19 protein-coding genes are annotated in these 20,072 nt (G+C 53.7%); 11 read left to right on the top strand and 8 right to left on the bottom strand.

What is annotated here, in order from left to right; translation table 11 throughout:
• Positions 1 to 67 precede the first annotated feature (67 nt).
• A complete protein-coding gene (gene yjbE / locus M8Q36_RS23930; RefSeq protein ID WP_249882625.1) occupies positions 68 to 316 on the top strand; it encodes an exopolysaccharide production protein YjbE in 249 nt (82 codons plus the stop codon).
• A 290-nt stretch (positions 317 to 606) separates the two neighbouring features.
• Here yjbE and M8Q36_RS23925 read toward each other — a convergent pair whose 3' ends face one another.
• From M8Q36_RS23925 to M8Q36_RS23915, 3 genes are all read right to left on the bottom strand, one after another.
• Entirely contained in the window at positions 607 to 1,458 is an 852-nt protein-coding gene (locus M8Q36_RS23925) for a Vmh family MBL fold metallo-hydrolase (RefSeq protein ID WP_249882624.1), read from the bottom strand.
• Positions 1,459 to 1,470: 12 nt separating this feature from the next.
• Complete coding sequence (locus tag M8Q36_RS23920) at positions 1,471 to 2,109, bottom strand: DsbA family protein (RefSeq protein WP_249882623.1); 639 nt, start codon at positions 2,107 to 2,109, stop codon at positions 1,471 to 1,473.
• Positions 2,110 to 2,251: 142 nt separating this feature from the next.
• Positions 2,252 to 3,232: a GlxA family transcriptional regulator gene (locus M8Q36_RS23915; RefSeq protein WP_249882622.1), complete on the bottom strand. Its 981-nt coding sequence runs from the start codon at positions 3,230 to 3,232 to the stop codon at positions 2,252 to 2,254.
• 129 nt (positions 3,233 to 3,361) lie between these two features.
• Between M8Q36_RS23915 and M8Q36_RS23910 the strand changes: the two genes are divergently transcribed.
• From M8Q36_RS23910 to M8Q36_RS23895, 4 genes are all read left to right on the top strand, one after another.
• Entirely contained in the window at positions 3,362 to 4,135 is a 774-nt protein-coding gene (locus tag M8Q36_RS23910; RefSeq protein ID WP_502825486.1) for an alpha/beta fold hydrolase, read from the top strand.
• Positions 4,136 to 4,162: 27 nt separating this feature from the next.
• Positions 4,163 to 4,789 (top strand): FMN-dependent NADH-azoreductase, encoded by a 627-nt coding sequence (locus M8Q36_RS23905; RefSeq protein WP_249882621.1) that lies wholly within the window; start codon positions 4,163 to 4,165, stop codon positions 4,787 to 4,789.
• Positions 4,790 to 4,806: 17 nt separating this feature from the next.
• The gene (locus tag M8Q36_RS23900; protein ID WP_249882620.1) at positions 4,807 to 5,115 is read left to right on the top strand and encodes a YciI family protein; all 309 of its coding nucleotides are present in this window, start codon (positions 4,807 to 4,809) and stop codon (positions 5,113 to 5,115) included.
• 234 nt (positions 5,116 to 5,349) lie between these two features.
• Positions 5,350 to 5,697, top strand: coding sequence for a helix-turn-helix domain-containing protein (locus M8Q36_RS23895; protein ID WP_200551475.1), 348 nt, complete (start codon positions 5,350 to 5,352; stop codon positions 5,695 to 5,697).
• A 64-nt stretch (positions 5,698 to 5,761) separates the two neighbouring features.
• Here M8Q36_RS23895 and ompC read toward each other — a convergent pair whose 3' ends face one another.
• The gene (gene ompC / locus M8Q36_RS23890; RefSeq protein WP_249882619.1) at positions 5,762 to 6,889 is read right to left on the bottom strand and encodes a porin OmpC; all 1,128 of its coding nucleotides are present in this window, start codon (positions 6,887 to 6,889) and stop codon (positions 5,762 to 5,764) included.
• A 681-nt stretch (positions 6,890 to 7,570) separates the two neighbouring features.
• On the opposite strand from ompC, the gene M8Q36_RS23885 reads away from it, so the two are divergent.
• Positions 7,571 to 8,461: a LysR family transcriptional regulator gene (locus M8Q36_RS23885; protein ID WP_249882618.1), complete on the top strand. Its 891-nt coding sequence runs from the start codon at positions 7,571 to 7,573 to the stop codon at positions 8,459 to 8,461.
• 10 nt (positions 8,462 to 8,471) lie between these two features.
• On the opposite strand, the gene M8Q36_RS23880 is transcribed toward M8Q36_RS23885, so the two are convergent.
• The 3 genes from M8Q36_RS23880 to M8Q36_RS23870 form a co-directional block, all read right to left on the bottom strand.
• Positions 8,472 to 8,885 (bottom strand): winged helix-turn-helix domain-containing protein, encoded by a 414-nt coding sequence (locus M8Q36_RS23880; protein ID WP_065370639.1) that lies wholly within the window; start codon positions 8,883 to 8,885, stop codon positions 8,472 to 8,474.
• Between the two features lie 94 nt (positions 8,886 to 8,979).
• Positions 8,980 to 10,215, bottom strand: a complete 1,236-nt coding sequence (locus M8Q36_RS23875) for an EAL and HDOD domain-containing protein (RefSeq protein ID WP_249882617.1) — start codon at positions 10,213 to 10,215, stop codon at positions 8,980 to 8,982.
• Between the two features lie 597 nt (positions 10,216 to 10,812).
• The gene (locus M8Q36_RS23870; RefSeq protein WP_249882616.1) at positions 10,813 to 11,577 is read right to left on the bottom strand and encodes an SDR family NAD(P)-dependent oxidoreductase; all 765 of its coding nucleotides are present in this window, start codon (positions 11,575 to 11,577) and stop codon (positions 10,813 to 10,815) included.
• A 184-nt stretch (positions 11,578 to 11,761) separates the two neighbouring features.
• Between M8Q36_RS23870 and M8Q36_RS23865 the strand changes: the two genes are divergently transcribed.
• The 3 genes from M8Q36_RS23865 (at position 11,762) to M8Q36_RS23855 (ending at position 15,934) form a co-directional block, all read left to right on the top strand.
• Positions 11,762 to 13,099, top strand: coding sequence for an aspartate aminotransferase family protein (locus M8Q36_RS23865; protein ID WP_249882846.1), 1,338 nt, complete (start codon positions 11,762 to 11,764; stop codon positions 13,097 to 13,099).
• 160 nt (positions 13,100 to 13,259) lie between these two features.
• Complete coding sequence (locus M8Q36_RS23860; RefSeq protein WP_249882615.1) at positions 13,260 to 13,973, top strand: GNAT family N-acetyltransferase; 714 nt, start codon at positions 13,260 to 13,262, stop codon at positions 13,971 to 13,973.
• Positions 13,974 to 14,254: 281 nt separating this feature from the next.
• Positions 14,255 to 15,934 carry a methyl-accepting chemotaxis protein gene (locus M8Q36_RS23855; protein WP_249882614.1) on the top strand — a complete coding sequence of 560 codons (1,680 nt, stop codon included), beginning with the start codon at positions 14,255 to 14,257 and terminating at the stop codon, positions 15,932 to 15,934.
• 162 nt (positions 15,935 to 16,096) lie between these two features.
• Here the strand turns inward: M8Q36_RS23855 and M8Q36_RS23850 are convergent, their stop codons facing one another.
• On the bottom strand, positions 16,097 to 18,370 hold the full coding sequence (locus M8Q36_RS23850; RefSeq protein ID WP_249882613.1) for a TonB-dependent siderophore receptor: 2,274 nt from the start codon (positions 18,368 to 18,370) through the stop codon (positions 16,097 to 16,099).
• A 253-nt stretch (positions 18,371 to 18,623) separates the two neighbouring features.
• On the opposite strand from M8Q36_RS23850, the gene fes reads away from it, so the two are divergent.
• Both fes and M8Q36_RS23840 read left to right on the top strand, forming a co-directional pair.
• Complete coding sequence (gene fes, locus M8Q36_RS23845; protein WP_249882612.1) at positions 18,624 to 19,835, top strand: enterochelin esterase; 1,212 nt, start codon at positions 18,624 to 18,626, stop codon at positions 19,833 to 19,835.
• Between the two features lie 28 nt (positions 19,836 to 19,863).
• A complete protein-coding gene (locus M8Q36_RS23840) occupies positions 19,864 to 20,067 on the top strand; it encodes an MbtH family protein (protein WP_249882611.1) in 204 nt (67 codons plus the stop codon).
• Positions 20,068 to 20,072: the final 5 nt, after the last annotated feature.

Here is a 20,072-nt window from a genome sequence, read left to right as displayed (position 1 = left end):
TGCGATCCACTTTTGTGACGGCGATTTAAAGTGCTGGTGATCCCAAAATAAATATGAGGACAGGGTTATGGTGCTTTTAAAATACATTATTATCGCTTTCGTATTTGTTATTTCTGAAATTTGCTACGCAGCGCCCGCAGAAGAAGGAAAAGCCGCCGGGGAGAATGCAGCGGAATATGCAGTTGGCAGTTCAGCCGTCACCGGCGTGGCGGTTGTTACCGCAGTCGCCGGTTTGCTTTTATTATCAATGGGCGGAGGAAATGACGGCAGTAATACCTCAACCAATACCACCACGACGACAGCGCCTGCCAATTAACGGTGACGCTTTTTAAAATTCGCCACGCCAGGGTCTTTGAGGGTTTACAACGGAATGCTTAATCGCACCGGAAGGTGTGAGGGGACGCGTCATGCCGACGCGAGCCGGTAGCAGATCGGCAGTGGAAGGTTCAGCGGGAACGGTGGGAATTGAGCAGGGGGACACAGAGGTCCCCCTGATTTTGTTCATGGCGCTGCGTTTAATTCAGCATACCGAGCCTGGCTCGAATGGAACCATGACGCAGGTGATGGGTAAATTCTGAGGCATAAACAAAGTGCTACGTGTGGCGATCACCACGTCATCTCGCCGCTATTCACTTTTGCGCTCAGTTCCAGTGAACCCGCTTCTGCCAGCTTCGGATAAGCGGCGCTCATTGCTTTGATAACGCCCGCAGAAGTTTTATTCGCTTTCAGCGCCTGCTCGAAGGTATCGAGGTAATGAAGGGTAAACGTAATGGCCTGGTCACCGGCGGGGCGCGCCCCCAGATAATGACCGGGGATTACCTGCTGCGGCTTCAGGTGTTGCATTTCACTCAGCACTTCACGCCACTGCGCTCGTGCAGCCGGGTTTTGCGTGTCGGCGCTCCAGACGTGAATGCCGTTGGAAATCGCCGTGCCGCCGAGAATGGCTTTATTCGCCGGGATCCAGACATAAGCCGCATAACTTTGCGGATGGCGCAGCTCCAGCGTTTCACCATCGATAGTAAAGTGGGTCGCCGTGGTCGCTGTCGGTACGGTTAAGGTGTGCGGCGCGCCGTCCTTCATCTGCGGTCCCCAGTACGCCAGCTTGGCCTCTTTTGTCGCTTCGATATGTTTCACCACCTCAGGTGAGGCAACCACCTTGACCTGCGGCCAGGCTTTAACGATCGGTTCAAGGCCAAAATAGAAATCCGGATCGCCGGAGGTGATCACCACTTGCTTGAGCGTTTTGCCGCTGGCTTTGATCATCTCCACCAGTTTTTTGCCATCTTTGACGCTGAATTGAGCATCAAACAAAATCGCTTCCGTAGGACCGGAAACCAGCGTGGATGAGACGGCGAAAATCGCCTTTTCCTGCGGGTTATAAACCTGCAATTCTAACGGTGCGGCAACAGAAGAGGCGCTGGCGAGCATCAGCAATACGCCGGGTATTTTATGGTTCATGGTGGAATTCCTTTAACGATATGTTTTTACGAGCGCTATAAATGCATCCGGGTTGCCGTAATACTGGCCAACCGGAAGCAGCGTGTAACGGCCATCTTCCTGCACCAACACGGCGCTGGGAAAACCCGCCCCGGCGGCTTGTGCCATCACCATGCGGCCATATTGAATAGCGGCGCGGGCTTCGCTTTCCGCCACCTGGCCGTTGACAACAGGCAGACCGGTGGTGTGCTGAATCACCGTGTTGACTACCTCATCGCGGGTGATATCACGGCCATCACGATACCAGGCTGTCTGAATGGCGTTCAGAAAGCACAGCGCGTCGGTCGGTTCGCCAAATTGCTGTAAGGCTAACAAGCCGCGAGTGGCAGGCAGCGAATCGAGCAGCAACCCGTCGCGGGCGAGCAACTCTTCTTTATAAGCACGGCCAAACGGCATACCGGTTACTTTCGCGATCCGATCATCATGTTCGTGCACATGGGCCAACCAGTCGGCGTCCAGGCGGCGGCGCTGCGCGTCGATAAACAGGCCGCCGGGCAAAATATGTTGTCGTTCAGTGAAGTGTTCAGCCGTGCGGTTAATCAGCGGCAGTGCGCCATAACTCCAGCCGCAGAGCGGATCGATTATCCAGTACAGTCCAGCCTGAAATGCCATGGTTATTCTCTCTTGTTGTGCAGGTGCCGCCCATTGTAGGCACATTGGCGGTGAAGAGAATTCCCGTAACCGGACATGCAGCGTTTCGTAAAACGATCAGATAACCACGCCATGACGACAAAAATGCCGCAACGGCGCGGCGTTAATGCCCGTGCCTGGTGTTTCGTGCGGCGGCCCAGAGCTTGTACTGCGCAGGTGTCATGTTGATGAGCTGGCTAAAGGCTTTGCGAAACGCCGTATCTTCCGTATAGCCACACGCGGCGGCGACGTGCCTGATATTGGCTGACGGGTTTTCAAGCAGCAAACAGGCCGATTCAATGCGCACGCGCGTAATAAAATGCTTGGGGCTTTCGTGGGTTAAATCGGCCAGTTTTCGGTGCAAGGTGCGCGGGCTGAGGTTCAACGCGCTGGCGAGTTGTTCGACGGTGATGGCCGGGTTTTCATAGCGGATAAGCTGTTCGGCGCGCAGTAACAGCGGATCAATCGTATTTAAAAAGCCGCGCGGCGCATAGATTTGCTGGGAGAGTGGCTGGCTGTCGGCAACGGTCATATCCGCTGCCATTCTGGCCACCTCGTCCCCGGCATGCTGGCGAATAATGTGCAGCGCCAGATCCACCCACGACAGCGGTCCGCCGGTGGTGATCACGTTGCGCTCTTCGATTAACGCCTTTCCCCACACCATTTTGGCGCGCGGATAGCGAGCGCGGAAAGTGGGATACAGCCACCACGTGGTGGCGCACTCTCTGCCATCCAGCAATCCGGCGTCGCCCAGCAGATACCCCCCGGCACAAGCGCCGCCAATTTTCGCACCGCGCTGATGCTGTTGGCGCAACCACGCGACGGCCTCCGGGCTGGTGAGCGCAGGCAGTTTATTACCGCCGAGTGCCATGCCGCAGGCCAGAATCACATCGGGCGCGCTGATGCTGGCAAACGCGCCATCCACCGCAATCGTACGACCTTGCGCGTCCGCGACCGGCTTCCCGTCAGGGCTGACAATGGCGATCCTGAACCGGCTGGTCTCAATGCTGGCGGGAAGAAGCTGGTTGGTTATCCAGAACATATCCGCAAGCCCGGTAATTGCTGACATCATGCTGCCTGCCGTGGCCATTATTGCTATCTGCATTGTGGTTCTCCGCCTGATGTCTGACTTTGCCTGTTTAATGTCAAGTTCGCCATCTTACCACGCCAGGTTGCTCTGATTACACTCTCTGCATTGTGTTTATCACTTCATCAATACGTGGCGGGAGAGAACATGCGCAACGCTTTTCGCAAAGGAAAACGGTTTATCACGGTGGCGTCATGTGCGGCCATGCTGAGCGTGATGTCGGCGCAGGCTGTCGCACAGCCGATTAAAAATATTGTCCTGGTTCACGGCGCGTTTGCGGACGGCTCCAGTTGGGCCACCGTGACCAAGCGTTTACAAAACATGGGCTACCACGTTTCGGCGGTGCAAAACCCGCTGACCTCGCTGGATGATGATGTCGCCGCCACCGAACGTGTGCTGGCGCGCCAGCATGGCGATGTGCTGCTGGTCGGTCATTCGTGGGCCGGTGCCGTTATCAGTCAGGCCGGCAATAACAGCCGCGTACGGGGGCTGGTCTACCTTTCGGCGCTGGCACCGGCAACGGGGGAATCCGTGACGGATTTGCTGGCACGGCTTAACGCGCCAATGAGAGGGTTAACGCCGGATGCGCAAGGGCTGGTGTGGTTAGATGATGCCAGCCAGTTTCAACAGGTGATGGCGAATGATATCTCAACCCGCAATGTTCAGGCGCTGGCTGCGGTTTCACAACCGATCGCCCTCACGGCATTTCAGGGAAAAATCACCCATGCCGCCTGGGAAAATAAACCGAGTTGGTATTTGCTTACCGAAAATGATCATGCTTTGTTACCTGCCGTTCAGGAGAAAATAGCCAGACAGATCCACGCCACCGTATATAGCGTTAACAGTTCACATTTATCTATGGTTTCGCAACCCGAAGCGGTGGCGAAATTTATCGATACTGCCGCTAAGTCCTTTAAATAACTATTGTGTTTATTTTCGGAGAGTATCATGAAGATTCTGCATATTGATTCCAGTATTTCGGGTGACTATTCCGTCACGCGCGCACTTTCCGCTGACGTTATGCGGGAAATAAAAGCCCATTATCCGCAAGCGGAAATAACCTATCGCGATGTGGTTCGCGACGAAATAAGCCATTTAACCGCAGATATCGCCGCTGGATTTCGCGTTGTTCCCGGTAGTCAACCGACAAGCGACAGGCAGCCGGAGCACCAGATTTCACAGCAACTGGTCGATGAATTCCTGGCCCATGACCTGATTGTTATCGCGGCACCTATGTATAACTTCTCTGTTTCCAGCCAGTTAAAAGCTTGGCTGGACAGGCTTGCGCAACCGGGAAAAACCTTTCAGTACACCGCCACCGGGCCGGTCGGACTGGCGGAGGGAAAACAGGTGTTGATTATTTCGGCGCGCGGTGGCTTTTATTTACAGCCACCTTTTGATGGCATGGATTTTCAGGAAAAATATCTTCGTGCGTTTTTTGGTTTCCTGGGTATTGACGCCCTTCATACTATCCGCGCAGAAGGTACCTCGAAAGGTGATGATATAAAAAACCAGCAAATTGCCGCCGCGCGATCGGCAATTAATAACATTATTGCTGCGCTGCCATTACATTAACCTGCGGAAAATAAATTATGTTATATGCAATTACGCTTACTTACGCCAGCGAACCCGATATTCTCGGCGCGTATGTTGATGCGCACAAATTGTGGCTGGGCGAGATGATCAAAAAAGGGCATATTATTTTCGCCGGGCCGCTGCAAAATAAACCGGGTGGATTTATCCTGGCGACGGCCAGCGACAGCCAGAGCCTGGAAAATGAAATAGAACGCGATCCTTTTGTCAAATTTGGCCTGGTCAGCGTCGATATTGCGGTTATCGAGCCTGCTATTTGCTCCACACATTTCCTGCGTGAATGGGCAGGAGAGGCAAAAGCGCTATAGTCTGGATGAACGTCGGTGCAGGGGAGGCGACGCTCAGCCGCCCCCCTTTTGCATTGCAGGTCGTTCATGAGGGGTACGCGCAGGCATCTTTCCCCGCGACGAGAGATCCACACTCTGCATGCCATTTGGCATTGCAGAACGGACATTTCTGACAAAATTATTATTTTCGCGTCATGTTTGCGTAAGTATCACTCCGCTAAGGTGGATGCTCCTGTTCTCAAGGAGGTTTCAACCATGGGTATGCAACACGCGGTAATTCTTGAGATCCAGCAATGGATTGACGATAACCTTGAAAGGCCGCTGCGGATCGAGGATGTCGCCACGCGGGCGGGGTATTCGAAATGGCATCTTCAGCGTCTGTTCCAGCAAGTAATCCAGATACCACTCGGGATTTATATCCGCGAGAAGAAGCTGGAAAGCGCCGCGCATGAACTGCTGGCGACTGAGCAGTCGATTATGGCTATCTCCACCAAATACGGTTATGACTCGCAGCAGACCTTTACACGCACCTTTACGCGCAAATACCAGATGCCGCCCGGCGTCTGGCGACGTCAGCATCAGCGCCAGGAAAAGTGGGCGTGATGAAAGGAAAACGAGCGGAAAATGAAGGTGAAAAAAAGGCGGCCTGTGCCGCCTTTTTACTGGTTTAGAACTGGTAAACCATACCCACAGCGACTACGTCATCAGTGTTGATGCCGGCGGCGGTGGTGAATTTATTTTCATCAATCAGGTTGATTTTATAATCAACAAACATGTTGAAGTTCTTGTTGAAGTAGTACGTGGCACCGAGATCGACATATTTTTCGATATCCTGATCGCCATATTTATCACCCGCGCTGTTGCTGCCAATATTCTTCCCTTTCAGCGCGTTATACGCCACGAATGGCTGCAGGCCAAAGTCGAACTGGTAGCTGGCGTACGCTTCAAAAATCTGCGATTCGTTGGCGTAACCGTAGGCGGTTGTCGTATCGGAAGCACTGCCAAAACGCGAAGCGTTATAAGCCTGAGTAAACATCGCCGCCAGATAGATATTATTGGCGTCATATTTAATCGCGCCAGAATAGGCTTCGGCGCGATCGCCATCACCGAGAATATTGGTAGCGGTATTTTGTTGTTCGGTACGTTTGGCGCTGGTCATGGCACCAACAACGCTTACGCCCGCGCCAATGTTATATTCCACGGATAAGCCGTAGCCGTCGCCGTTTTGACGTAATACATTTCGACCGGCGCCGGATTCGCCGCCGCCATCATTTTTACCCTGGTATTGCAGGGAGAAATTCAGGCCGTCAACCAGACCGAAGAAATCCGTATTACGGTAGGTCAGCATGCCGCTGCCACGGCTAAACATAAATTGGTCAGAACCGTATGTCATGCCATCGAATTCTGGCTGCATATCGGTATAACCGAGGGAGTCATATAAAACACCTTTGTTACGGCCATAATCCACTGAACCGTAATTGGCGAATTTTAACCCGGCGAAGCCATAACGCGTGCGTGGCGTATTGGTATCACCTTCCGATTTATTGGCGTCAATATGCATCTGCCACTGGCCGTAGCCGGTCAGTTGGTCGTTAATTTGTGTTTCACCGCGAAAGCCAAGACGCATATAAGTCTGGTCGCCATCCCAGCCGCTGTTATCAGAAAAATAATGTTCTGCTGATACCAAACCATATAAGTCTAACTTATTACCGTCTTTATTATATATTTCCGCCGCCTGTACTGACGAGCACAGTACCGCAGCAGAGACGAAAAGACTCAGTTGAGAGATTTTCATATAAATAAACCCTTGATGTTTGCCACTGTGTTTTTTAATAACAACAAGAATACATTGCCACTTATGAGAGTGGCTCATGGATTATTCAGGTTGTAAGATATTGTTTATCACCTGAGTTCTTCTGGTGTAAATATTTAAATTCGTTTTAGCACATATTGACAAATATCGGCTGGAACTTTTTCTGGGGGCTATTTTTAATCGCACAGATCGCTAATATCAACCCGCGTTTGATCGGTTACCGTTAACACGCTTTATTAACCTCATTGCATTTTTTGTGTCTACTGTTACTTTTTTCTCTATCCGGGGGTAATGCCCCCGGCTTTTATTGGCGAAATGTGCGATTAAATATGCTGGTTGATTAAGTGGTTATTTAAAGCGGGTAATAAAAGCAGATGTTTAATTATTAAATATCTGCCGCTGCTGCATGGTTAATTTTAATGGTGTTTTAGCGCGTTTATGCGTGGTGAATAATAAAGTGTATCGATTAAGTAATACGGCTCATTGCGCTTATGAGTATGGATCATTAAAAAGAGGGGGCTGGCGCTTATTAACATAAACAGAGGTGACCTGCTTCACGATCAGAGCCCTTTTATTACGGAATTAGTGAATTATAGACATATATTAAAACTCGGCCGAAGTGTAGCATAAACGCTATTTTCATGGTCTGGTCACGGGGCGAAAATGCTGAAAGATAATTTTAACGATCTCTTCTATTTAATTGTGGTGGCCCGCGAACGCAGCTTTACTCGCGCGGCAGCGAAATTAGGTGTCTCGCAATCGGCGCTCAGCCATGCTATTCGCGGGCTGGAAGAGCGTCTGCAAATTCGTCTGCTTACCCGTACTACGCGCAGCGTCGCGCCCACCGATGCAGGCGAGGCATTAATTAATAGCATTGGTCCGCGCTTTAAAGAGATTGAGGAAGAACTGATTGCCTTAACCGATATGCGCGATCGCGTTGCCGGCAATATTCGTATCACGCTTGGCGAGCACGCGTTGCATTCTACGGTATGGCCAGCCATCAAGCCTTTTTTAGACGCTTACCCCGATGTGAAAGTGGAATTAACCATCGATAACACCCTGACGGATATTGTCTCTGAGCGCTACGATGCCGGCATTCGCCTTGGTGAACAGGTTGCCAGAGATATGGTCGCGGTGCGAATTGGCCCCGACTGGCGCATGGTGGTGGTTGGCTCGCCGGGTTATTTTTCCCGCCATGGTAAACCGCAAACGCCGCATGATTTACAGCAGCACAACTGTATTAATATGCGCCTGCCGACGCTCGGTGGGCTGTATGCCTGGGAGTTTTCCAAAGACGGTCAGCCAATGCGTGTGCGCGTGGAAGGGCAATTAACCTTTAATAATCTGGCTTCCAGAATCGAAGCGGCAACCAGCGGTTTGGGGCTGGCGCTGGTCCCGGAAGATTGCGTGGCGCAGGCTGTTAGCGAAGGCAAGCTTGAAACGGTGCTCGACGACTGGTGTGAGCCGTTCCCCGGCTATTATCTCTATTATCCCAGCCGCAAACAGCACACTGCCGCGTTTACCTTATTGATTGACGCGCTGCGTTACGCTTAATTGTCTGGCTTTACAGAATGGGATAATCAACCGCGAGGTGTTGCTGAAAAAACGTCTCCCGGCAATAAAGCGTCAGCACCTTTTCCGGCGGAATAAGATAGCCTTTCCCGGCTACGCGCAGAATAAAATCATCGGGCAAACCGAATACCGCCAGTTTACGCTTCAGGTTGTTCATCACTTGCCACAGCCGCTGGCTTGAACAACTTAATCCATTATTTTCCCATACCTGAATCTGCAGCGTTTTGTCGGCCACAATATTCCCCACGGCGTGCGCCAGCAGGTAGGTCAGCAGGTTACTCATGGTGTTACGTAAATAGGTGCAGCTACCGCGGATCGCGCAGGTTGTCAGACTTTGCTTATAAGGCACGAATTCCACCTGATATTCGTTACCGAGGCGATATCCATATACCGTTAACTTTTCCATGATGCGCGTCCAGTGATCAGCCGAGTGAACCAAAGCAGCGGTGTACATACACCCTACTGATTAAATCGGCTGTCTGGCGCAAAAACTGAAATGATCAGCTGACGTCTGACGGGATAGCGTTGGTCCATTTGGTGGCGGCTTTAATCAATTCCGCCACCATGCTGCGGTTAAAACCCAGCCGATGGCCGAGCGCGCTGACCTCTTCCCAGTTGTGATTTTCGTACAGCTCAATCAGTTGCAGATAAGGGTAGAGCGGCCCTTTTTGCTCTTTTAGCGCCATCATTACACTGGCGGAGATATCAATCTGGCTTAACAAATCTGCCATCGGCATTTCAAAAATGCTGTCGAGCTGTGAAAACAGACCGACGATAAACGCGTCATCGGCGGAGTGACGGCTGATGGAGTGCGCCGAGGCCAGCTCGCAAAATTTGGCGCGGATCAGGCTCTGGTAGTAAATGTCGTCAGTCTTTACTTTGTTGACCGAGGTCAGGCAGGAAACCAGCACAAAGCGGCGTAACTCGTTGGTGCCAAGGTAAAAAATTACGTCCTTTAACGACTGGCTGCGGAAGTTTTTAATCCCGCGCGCGTTGAAGACAATATTTTGTGCATAGCGCATGATCTTAAACGACAGCGCCAGATCCTGTTTCAGCAGGGCTTCGATTCGGCCAAAATCCGGCGAATCGGCATTCACCTCTTTCATCAGTTTTAAGGTGATTTCCTGATTCTGAAACAGTTTATTGGCTGAATGGATCACCGGCTTGCTGAAAAAATGCCCCTGAAACAGCGTGCAGCCCATATTGCGAAAACACTCGTACTCTTCCTGGGTTTCCACCTTTTCGGCAAGAAATATCGTGTCATTCAGCAAATGGGCTTTGTCATTGATATAGCCGCTTATTTCGTCGGGCGTATTTTCCCGCACATCGAATTTGATGATGCTGATATAAGGTAAAAAGGCGTTCCAGGTGTCGCCTAACGCGAAGTCATCGAGTGCGATGCGAAAACCTTGCGCAGAGAGTTTTTTTACCGTGTTGAGCAACTGAGGCGTGGGTTTGGCGGTTTCGAGGATTTCCACAATCACGCGATCTTTTGGCAAGGTTTCCGCCATTCCCTGCACCAGCAGTTCATAGGGGAAGTTAACGAAGATCGCGCTGTACTCTTTCAGGCGGCCCAGCGGCGCGCCGAGAAACTGTTCGACAATAATTTGGGCAGTGGCGTACTCCGGCGTAACGTCGGGAAACCGGTTCGTCATACTGTCTCTGAACAACAACTCGTAACCGACTGTGTTCATATTTGCATCAAAAATCGCCTGCCGGGCGACAAAAGAGAACATGCGATACTCCACTTACAGATGCCTGCAAATCTTAAAATAGTCGGTAAAACGCAAATCTGAACCGGTCAATCCGCGCCATTTTTACGCAGGGTAAAATGGAAGCCTGGACGAAAACAGGAAAGACGCAAGTCGGACTTAAGGAAGGCAGTATCTTTTGTAAACGTCTGAAGGATTTAAGTCAAATTCCGAATGGCGCAATCATAACGCATTGCCTCTTTTATCGACAATGGCGGCGAAAAAATCATCAATTTTGCGCTCGCATCGCGATACGCGTCACGCTTCGTCTGTTTTTTTCGGCACGCAAATTGTCATCCCTTGCTGACAAGTGACCGCCGTCACGCGGGGTTGCGCGAAGATCCGGCAAATTATGACCAGCATCAAAAAACAGAAAATTGCAACGAAAGGGCTATTGTTAAGAACATTCCGATGGACTATTGTGGTCTCACCCCATAAAGAGCTAACGCCACCTAAAAGAGTGAGTGCCGGAGATAAGCGCCGGGCGGGGTAAAACGATTAAACACCCAGGAAAAAAGAATAAAAGCAGGCCCCGGCATTTATGCCGGGGCGTTTTATTTTGTGGCTCAGTACAACTCAGGTTTAATCCCGGTCGATGGCAAACGGCTGCCAGGCCTGGCGCACCGGCATCACTTCTACACGGTTAATATTCATATGATCCGGCAGGGTGGCGATGTAGAACATCTGCCCGGCAATATCCTGCGCGCTGAGCGGCGTTGTACCGCGATACAAATTATCAGACGCCGCCTTGTCGCCTTTGGTGCGTACGAGGGTAAATTCCGTTTCGGCAATTCCCGGCGCAAGATCGGTTACCCGCACGCCCGTTCCCAGTAAATCGCAGCGCAGATTGTAGCTAAACTGCTTCACAAAGGCTTTTGTCGCGCCATACACATGGCTGCCAGGGTAGGGCCACTGCCCGGCGATAGAGCCAATATTGATAATCGATGCCCCCGCGCCGTGTGCAATTAGCGTGGGTAGCAGCGCGTGTGTCACATTTACCAGCCCGGTGACATTGGTGTCGATCATTGTTTGCCAGTCCTGCAACTCCACTTTCTGGGCGGGCTGGGGGGCGAGCGCCAGCCCGGCGTTATTGATAAGCGTCGTGATATCGGCAAATTCTGTAGGCAGTTCGGCCACCGCTTTTTTTACCGCGGCGTTATCGCGGACATCGAGTTCAATAATGTGTACCGGCACCTTGCCATGCAGGCGTTCTTTTAGGTTTTCCAGACGCGTAAGCCGACGCCCGCTCAATACCAGCGCCCATCCGGCATCGGCAAAAACCTGCGCCGCCGCTTCGCCAAATCCGGATGTCGCGCCGGTAATGAACACCACGTTTCTTGCTGCCATTGTTCTCTTCTCCTGTGCAGGGTTATTGCGCCACTATAAAAATCCTCACGCCTGCCAGACAGTGCCAGTTACGCCACTGACGTGTGACACGGGTGTCACATCCCGCGAAGCCGACTGGCTCTACCCGCCTCTTTATGGCGCGCAGCATGATGCAGACAACAACAACGGCATGAGAGGATCTGGCATGAAACTGGCACTTCACAACGAGATGGCGATAACGAACGACGACGTGCGTCAACTGGACCGGTCATATGTGTTTCATTCATGGTCGATGCAGGGCAACCTCAACCCGATGGTGATTGCCGGGGCGCAAGGCTGCGAGCTGTGGGATTACGACGGTAACCGCTACCTCGATTTCAGCAGCCAGTTAGTGAACGTCAATATTGGTTATCAACACCCGCGCGTGCTGGCGGCGATGAAAGCGCAACTGGAAACGCTGGTAACCATTGCCCCGGCCACCGCCAACCTGGCGCGCGGCGAAGCGGCAAAACGCATTGTTGAGCTGGCGCCGGAAGGCTTCAGCAAAGTCTTTTTCACCAACGCCGGGGCGGATGCCAACGAAAACGCCATTCGCATGGCACGGTTGTACACCGGGCGTGACAAAATTTTCTCTGCCTATCGCTCTTATCACGGCAACACCGGCAGCGCCATTGCGGCGACCGGCGACTGGCGGCGTGTGCCAAATGAATATTCGCGTGGGCATGTTCACTTCTTTAACCCGTACCTGTATCGCAGCGAATTTAATGCCACCAGTGAAGCCGAAGAGTGCGCGCGCGCGCTGGCGCATCTGCGGCGCATGATTGAGTGTGAAGGGCCGTCGTCGATTGCGGCGATCCTGCTGGAGTCTATTCCTGGCACAGCCGGCATTCTGGTGCCGCCAGCCGGGTATATGCAAGGCGTGCGCGCGCTGGCTGATGAGTTCGGCATTGTGCTGATCCTTGATGAAGTGATGGCCGGTTTTGGCCGTACCGGTAGCTGGTTTGCTTTCGAACAGGATGGCATCGTGCCGGATCTGGTCACCTTTGCCAAAGGGGTGAATGCGGGCTATGTGCCGGCGGGCGGTGTGCTGATTTCCGCGCCGATTGCGCACTACTTTGACGACCACTTCTTCGCCGGTGGGCTGACGTACTCCGGGCATCCGCTGGCGATGGCGGCGATTGTCGCCACGCTTGATGCGATGAAAGAGGAGAACGTGGTGCAGAATGCAGCCGAGGTCGGCAACGGCGTTCTGCGCCCTGCGCTGGAGGCACTGGCAGCAAAACATCCGCTGATTGGCGAGGTTCGTGGGCGCGGCATGTTCCAGGCGCTGGAGCTGGTGAGCAACCGCAAAACCAAAACGCCTTTAGCCGCGACAGAGATGGCTGCGATCAAGGCGGCGCTAACCGGAGCCGGAATGTTAACTTTTGTTGTCGAAAACCGCATTCATGTGGTGCCACCTTGCATAATGAGCGCGAAAGAAGTCCAGCAGGGAATGGCCATTTTTGACCAGGTTTTGGCTCAATTTGGCCACTTTGGTCAGTAAGTGTAAAGGCATCAGACTATTCTGATGCCAAATCTGGTCAGTCCTCTGATTTCAAAGAGATTTTTCTCCACTTACCCCCCAATTTTAGGCACTATATTCCGGCCTTAACTGCTGCTAAAACTCTCTTTTTCTATTTAACTTTTTTGCCTGGGAGAAAAAAGTGCCGGAATTGAATCATTATGGTCAAACCGTCGGTGACAGGTTGCCGCACTGGCACGGCGTCCAGCCGCTGCCGCGCAGCGTGTTGCACGGACAATACTGTCGGCTGGAACCGCTTGACGCCAGGGTACACACGCACGATCTTCTGTGCGCGTATTCTCAGGCGGAAAACGAGAGCGACTGGACATGGCTGGCGGGTGAGCGCCCACAAACCGTGGACAGCATGGCGCAGTGGGTGGTGGGAAAAATGATCGACACCACCATCGCGCCTTTCGCCGTGGTGGCGTGTGCCAGCGGTGAGGCGCTCGGCGTTGTCGCCTGGCTTGCCATCAACACACAAAATGGCTCGGTGGAAATCGGCCACGTCACCTGGTCACCGCGCATGAAAAATAGCGTGCTGGGAACGGAAGCCATCTGGCTGATGCTGCGTCACGCTTTTGCTTGTGGTTACCGCCGGGTGGAGTGGAAATGTGATGTGCTCAACGTCGCTTCCCGCCGCGCCGCCGAACGTCTCGGCTTTAGCTGGGAAGGGCGTTTCCGCCAGCACATGGTGCGCAAAGGACGCAACCGCGATACCGACTATTTATCGATGCTGGATAGCGAATGGCCGCAGCGCGACGCGGCGATTTCCGCCTGGCTGGCGGCCAGTAATTTTGACGAGCAGGGCAGGCAAAAACAAAAACTCAGCGCCTTCTTTGCTCCTTTATCACCTTAATAAACATGGCATCGGTATCCGCCGATGCCCTCGCTTACCCCTTCTGCGCGCCACGCAACACGACATCTTTTACCGATGTAAACGCCTGCCAAATTATCGCTTTACCTCCGTTTAAAAAGTTAAGCCACGGTAAACTACGTGTTATCACCATTTCAATAGAAAGGTTATTGCCTTACTTCTTTTTATTCTTAATTAACCCGGAAACTTAGCCGATGGGGTTTATGACAGCGAGGAGATCGCTGCTTTAAAACGTTATTTCACAACTATTTACCGGGGTTTTTATGCACTTTATTCGAAATCTAAAAATCAAGGTCGCGATGCTGGCGATCCTGGTCATTTTCACTTTGCTCTGGGGCGGTGTCTCGTTTTATTCGTTGCATGCGTTGAGCGCCTTAACCGATGAAGTGGAACTCACCAACGTTCAGCAAATTAACGGCGACATCATCAACAACGCCAGCGATCGCTACTACCAGGTCAAACTGCTGATGGACCGCGCGCTGGTTTTCCAGGCCAATAACGATACGCAAAATTACCAGCAAACCCTCGATCGTATCGGCAAAGATATCGATTTTCTGCAAAACGGTCTGAATCAGTTCAAAGTGACCGATCATGCGAATATCAGCACCGAGGCCATCGATAATATCTATAACAGCTCGTTGAACCTGTTTAATCAGGCCATTACGCCGATGTTCGCCGCCGTTAAAGCCGACAATGCCGAGAGTTATAACCAGTTGTCGAAAGCGCAGTTCAGCCCGCTGCGCAGCGGATTCTCACAGGCGATTGTCGCGTATAACCAGCAAATTCACGATCTGAAATCCGCCGCTAACGCGCGTATTGCCAGTTGGGTTTCGCTGACGCGCGCCATCATTATCATCGCCATGATCATTGGCCTGGCGATGCTGGTGATGTCCGAGCGCTACCTGGCGCTGTGCCTGGCGCGCTCGCTGGAGTGGGTTAAGCAACATCTGCAGGTGTTGTCGGTGGGCAAGCTGGATAAGCCGACAAAAGATCTGGGCAACAACGAAGTGGGGCAACTGATTCCCTATCTGGAAACTATGCAGAACAACTGGGTGAACACCGTTACGCAGATCCGTAACAGCGCGGGTGAAATTTACCAGGGGGCGAGCGAAATTGCGTCCGGTAATACCGATCTCTCTTCTCGCACAGAAGAACAAGCCGCCGCGCTGACGCAAACCGCCGCCAGCATGGAAGAGCTGAGCGCGGTGGTCAAACAGAACGCCGACAACGCCAGCGAAGCCAGCAACCTTGCACACGTGGCGTCAGCCGCCGTGAACACAGGGGAAGAGCGCGTGCAGGCGGTCATCGCCAGCATGAAAAATATCACCAACAGTTCGCAGAAAATCACCGACATCATTAACGTCATCGATAGCATTGCATTCCAGACCAATATCCTGGCGCTCAACGCCGCCGTTGAAGCGGCGCGAGCCGGTGAACAGGGGCGTGGTTTCGCGGTGGTCGCCAGCGAAGTGCGAAACCTGGCGCAGCGAAGCGCTGGAGCCGCGAAAGAGATCAAAGTGCTGATCGATGAGTCGGTCACCAACGTCAACAACGGTTTTGACCAGGTGACGCTGACCAGCGAATCGATGGATAACATTTTGCGTTCGGTCACCAGCGTGACGGATATCATGGGCGAGATCGCCTCGGCGTCTATTGAGCAGAGCAAAGGGATTAGTCAGGTCGGCACGGCGATTTCGCAGATGGACAGCGTCACGCAGCAGAACGCCGCGCTGGTGGAAGAATCTTCCGCCACTTCCGCTTCGCTGGAGCATCAAGCGTTCCAGTTAACGGAAATTGTCTCGGTGTTTAAACTGCCGGGCGATGCAGAGCAGGGGGCTACCGGCAAACCGTCAGCGGCTGCGCCAAAAGCGGGGAAAGCCTTGCGCCGACCTGCGCTTGCAGGCGGCAGCAAAGCGCCGGAACATGACTGGGAAGCGTTCTGATAAACCCTGCCCGGCGGCATTGTCCGGGCAATAGATAAATCCGGCACGCGCACCGTTTCGGGTGGCGTGCCGTTTTCATTTTGCCATCGCTTGATAACGTAAGTGCCCTTCTCCCCGTGGGGAAGCGGGGGATCTTCCGGCGGGGGAGAGGGCGGATAGCGGTTAGAAGCGGGTATTTACCCCCATATACCAGGTGCGGCCCGACTCGTTATACGTTGCGGCACCCGCGCCGTACATCCAGTTTGCTCCGCCGCCGGTGGTCTGGGCGTTACCTTCACGCCAGTGACGTTTATCAAACACGTTGCTGACACCGCCCGTCAGGCTGACGTTTTTGGTCACGTCCCAGGTGCCACTCAGGCCAACGATGCTGTACGGGCTCACTTCGTTGGTGGCGGAACCGGTCACGCGGTTACCTTTGTAGTCATATTTCTTCGGCTGCTGTTTACCGTACCAGGTAAAGGTGGATTGCAGCGAAACATCCTGAGTAACCTGCCAGCTCAGCGTCGAGTTCCAGGTGTATTCAGGAATGATCGACAGCCGCTCACCGGTGGTTTTGTTTTTGCTTTGCAGCATGTAGGTGACATTGTTGGTCCAGCTTACCGTCTCGCTTACCGGCACATTCAACGCACCTTCTAACCCTTCCACCACCGCTTTCGGCACATTATCCCACTGGTAGATATAGGTGTTCAGGTTTGAATTGCCGCTCTTGATAGAGGTTTGCCCAACCGGTGAGTAGCCTGACTCAATCTTGTTGCGGTAGTCGTTACGGAACCAGGTGACACCCGCCAGCCAGCCGTCACGTTTGAACTCCAGACCAATCTCTTTGTTGATGCTGGTTTCCGCTTTCAGATCGTCGTTACCTTGCAGATAACAGCCGATATCTCTGCCGTTAGCATCCACGGTGACCGCGTAGCAACCCTGACCACGGCTGTAGAGAATGTAGTTCGGGTTGGTCTGATACAGGCTCGGTGCTTTGTACGCGCGGGCGATGCCCATTTTCAGGGTGAAATCATCGCCCAGCCCCTGCGACAAGTTCAGCGACGGGCTCCAGTTGTTGCCAACAATCGTGTGGTGATCAAAGCGCAGCGCCGGGGTCAGCATGGTGCTGTCGGTCAGCTCAATGTTGTCTTCGGCAAACACCGAGAAGATATCCGCATCGGAATAGGGGCTACGGCCGGTGCTGCTGTAACCCGGGATATTGCCGCCCATAAAGGTCTGGGTATTCGAGGTGGAATCTTTCATGCTCTGGTGATCCCACTCGGCGCCGAGCGTCAGGTTCTGCTTGAACAGTAGCTCAAACGGTACGCTTGCTTCGCTGTGCAGCAGCAGATCGCTGTAGTCGATATCAGAGAATTTTTGCGCGTTGAACAGGCCTTCCGTACCGCCCGCCAGCCCCTCCGGGATGCGCGAGTTACGCGTGTGTTCATAACGCACCCAGTTGTTGGTGGTAACGCCGTTATCCCAGCCACCTGTCCAGGTCGCCGAGTAGTTCTGGCGATAAAGACGGTTGGTCTCTTTGCCATAGTTATCATTGACGTAGTTATTGGTGGTGCTGTCGTTATTGGTGTTCTGCGTATCACCCGCGTAGAGGTTGCCCTGGCGGCTGTAACCGGCCTGCAACTCCAGCGCCTGCATCGGCGCAAAATCCCAGCGCACAACGCCGGTAATGTCTTTGTTGATCGAACCTTCACGCCCGGCAACGACGGTGTTGGCGTAAGTGCCGGTGCGTTCGGACTGGTGATCTTTGTTGATGTCCTGTGCGTCGGCCTGGGTTTTGGCCAGGTTGCCGTAAAGACGGAAGCTAACATCGTCGCCGAGCGGGCCACTCAGGCTGAAGTTGGTGCGTTTGGTTGAACCTTCATCTTTGTGTTCCGGCGCGTTGAAATAGGTATTCCACGAGCCGTGCCATTCGTCAGTATTCTCTTTTTTGGTGATGATATTCACCACGCCGCCTGCCGCGCCGTTACCGTAACGCGCCGCCGCCGGGCCGCGAATCACTTCGATACGCTCGATCATTTCCGGCGGCACCCAGTTGGTATCGCCACGGCTATCGCGCTCACCGCGCCAGCCAAGACGCACGGAGTTACGGCTGGTGACCGGTTTCCCATCCACCAGAATCAGGGTGTTTTCCGGGCCCATGCCGCGAATGTCGATCTGGCGATTGTTCCCGCGCTGACCGCTGGTGGCGTTACCGGTTAAGTTCACGCCCGGCATGGTACGGATAATTTCGGAGACATCACGGGAAGGCGGGTTCTTACGAATTTCGTCTGCCGTGATGGTGGAAACGCCCGGTGCCTGCAAGTTTTGCTGCTCCGCCGTGACAACAATCGTCTCTTCGCCAGAGGTGGCGCGGGTTTCTGCCGCCAACGCTGGCACAGCAACGCCGTAGATCCCCAGATTGACCAGAACGGCCAGGGATTTGATTTTGTTATTCATTTTTTACCTGCATTTCGTCGCCGCATCCCCGGCAAGTCCTTTCCCAGGGGGAGAGGAGGCGGCATGATGAAGCCAGCACGTAGCGAGGCGCTCACTCCTGAGAAAATTCGCCCACGGCGGCCGTTTTAAGTGAAAGACGCGCTTCCCACAGCGCGCCAATACGCTATTGCAAATGAAAATAGTTATCAATAATATTATCGATATTTTTTGATCTGCAAGCAAAAATTTCCACAGCATATTTGAGGTTAAAGCCGTGACGTCAACAACGGGAAGTGATGCCTGGTGGGAGTCAAAACAGGGGCCCGAATGGGTCAAAGACGCGCAGGGAAATTATGAGGTCACGTTCTGGTGGCGCGATCCTGCCGGGACAGAAGCCACCTCGCGCGTGCGCCGGGTGTGGATCTACATTACCGGCGTGACCGATCACCATCAAAAATCGACGCCACAATCGCTGACGCGCATTGCCGGAACCGATGTCTGGTGCTGGAAAACCACGCTTGCTGCCAGCTGGCGCGGCAGCTACTGCTTGATTCCTTCGCAAAACAGCGACGATTTTTCCGCCGACGTTTTCACGATTACGCCGCCGGATCGCACCGCGCTGCGCGAAGGCTGGCGAAAACTATTGCCGCGCGCAATTGCCGATCCGCTCAATCCGCAAAGCTGGCGCGGCGGGCGCGGCCATCCCGTTTCGGCGCTGGAAATGCCCGATGCGCCGTTACAGCCGGGCTGGCGCGAAACGGATACGCCATTCAACGAACCGCAGCGCCTGCAATGGCGCAGCGCGCGCCTGAACAACACGCGCCGCGTCTGGGTTTACACCACCGGCAATAGCGATAGCGCTGAACGCCCGCTGGCGATCCTGCTCGACGGGCAGTTTTGGGCGCAAAGCATGCCGGTATGGCCCGCGCTGGCTACCCTGACAAACGCCGGGCAACTGCCTGACGCGGTATACGTGCTAATTGATGTGATTGATAACACCCACCGCAGCCAGGAGTTGCCGTGCAATGCCGATTTCTGGCTGGCGGTACAAGACGAGTTATTACCGCAGGTCCGTGCCATCGCGCCATTCAGCGACAGCGCGGATCGCACCGTGGTGGCCGGGCAGAGTTTTGGCGGCCTGTCGTCACTGTATGCCGCGCTGCACTGGCCGCAGCGGTTTGGCTGCGTGTTGAGCCAGTCCGGATCGTTCTGGTGGCCGCATCGCGGCGGCGAGCGTGACGGCATCATTATCGAACACCTTAAAAACGGCGAGTTGAACCCGCAAGGCCTGCGCATTGTGCTGGAGGCCGGGGGGCGCGAACCGCTTATTTTTCGCGCCAACGAGGCGCTTTTTTCCCTGTTACAACGCACACAGCAGCCGGTTTTCTGGCGTCAGGTTGACGGCGGACACGATGCGCTTTGCTGGCGCGGCGGGCTGACCTCCGGGCTTATCACCCTCTGGCAGCCGCTTACCCGCGCCCGTTAATCGCACCTTTCTACGACAGGAGTTTGCTATGGAATTCACCAACCCCTTCGATAACCCGCAAGGGCAATTTTATATTCTGCAAAATACCCGGCGGCAGTTCAGCCTGTGGCCCGCGCAGTGCGCGCTTCCCGCAGGCTGGAACGTGGTGTGCGAGCCGCAACCGCAGGATGCCTGCAACGCTTGGCTGGCGGCAAACTGGCAAACATTGACCCCGGCGCACCATGCGCAATGAGGAGC

Origin of the sequence: Kosakonia sp. R1.Fl (assembly GCF_023516815.1) — a bacterium.
Lineage (GTDB): Bacteria > Pseudomonadota > Gammaproteobacteria > Enterobacterales > Enterobacteriaceae > Kosakonia.
This window is presented reverse-complemented; position numbering and strand designations above follow the sequence as displayed.

What these genes read in the sequence shown, in the direction of transcription:
- yjbE (WP_249882625.1), top strand. Translation starts at nt 68, where the DNA reads ATGGTGCTTTTAAAATACATTATTATCGCTTTCGTATTTGTTATTTCT.
- M8Q36_RS23925 (WP_249882624.1), bottom strand. Translation starts at nt 1,458, where the DNA reads ATGAACCATAAAATACCCGGCGTATTGCTGATGCTCGCCAGCGCCTCT.
- M8Q36_RS23920 (WP_249882623.1), bottom strand. Translation starts at nt 2,109, where the DNA reads ATGGCATTTCAGGCTGGACTGTACTGGATAATCGATCCGCTCTGCGGC.
- M8Q36_RS23915 (WP_249882622.1), bottom strand. Translation starts at nt 3,232, where the DNA reads ATGCAGATAGCAATAATGGCCACGGCAGGCAGCATGATGTCAGCAATT.
- M8Q36_RS23910 (WP_502825486.1), top strand. Translation starts at nt 3,362, where the DNA reads ATGCGCAACGCTTTTCGCAAAGGAAAACGGTTTATCACGGTGGCGTCA.
- M8Q36_RS23905 (WP_249882621.1), top strand. Translation starts at nt 4,163, where the DNA reads ATGAAGATTCTGCATATTGATTCCAGTATTTCGGGTGACTATTCCGTC.
- M8Q36_RS23900 (WP_249882620.1), top strand. Translation starts at nt 4,807, where the DNA reads ATGTTATATGCAATTACGCTTACTTACGCCAGCGAACCCGATATTCTC.
- M8Q36_RS23895 (WP_200551475.1), top strand. Translation starts at nt 5,350, where the DNA reads ATGGGTATGCAACACGCGGTAATTCTTGAGATCCAGCAATGGATTGAC.
- ompC (WP_249882619.1), bottom strand. Translation starts at nt 6,889, where the DNA reads ATGAAAATCTCTCAACTGAGTCTTTTCGTCTCTGCTGCGGTACTGTGC.
- M8Q36_RS23885 (WP_249882618.1), top strand. Translation starts at nt 7,571, where the DNA reads ATGCTGAAAGATAATTTTAACGATCTCTTCTATTTAATTGTGGTGGCC.
- M8Q36_RS23880 (WP_065370639.1), bottom strand. Translation starts at nt 8,885, where the DNA reads ATGGAAAAGTTAACGGTATATGGATATCGCCTCGGTAACGAATATCAG.
- M8Q36_RS23875 (WP_249882617.1), bottom strand. Translation starts at nt 10,215, where the DNA reads ATGTTCTCTTTTGTCGCCCGGCAGGCGATTTTTGATGCAAATATGAAC.
- M8Q36_RS23870 (WP_249882616.1), bottom strand. Translation starts at nt 11,577, where the DNA reads ATGGCAGCAAGAAACGTGGTGTTCATTACCGGCGCGACATCCGGATTT.
- M8Q36_RS23865 (WP_249882846.1), top strand. Translation starts at nt 11,762, where the DNA reads ATGAAACTGGCACTTCACAACGAGATGGCGATAACGAACGACGACGTG.
- M8Q36_RS23855 (WP_249882614.1), top strand. Translation starts at nt 14,255, where the DNA reads ATGCACTTTATTCGAAATCTAAAAATCAAGGTCGCGATGCTGGCGATC.
- M8Q36_RS23850 (WP_249882613.1), bottom strand. Translation starts at nt 18,370, where the DNA reads ATGAATAACAAAATCAAATCCCTGGCCGTTCTGGTCAATCTGGGGATC.
- M8Q36_RS23840 (WP_249882611.1), top strand. Translation starts at nt 19,864, where the DNA reads ATGGAATTCACCAACCCCTTCGATAACCCGCAAGGGCAATTTTATATT.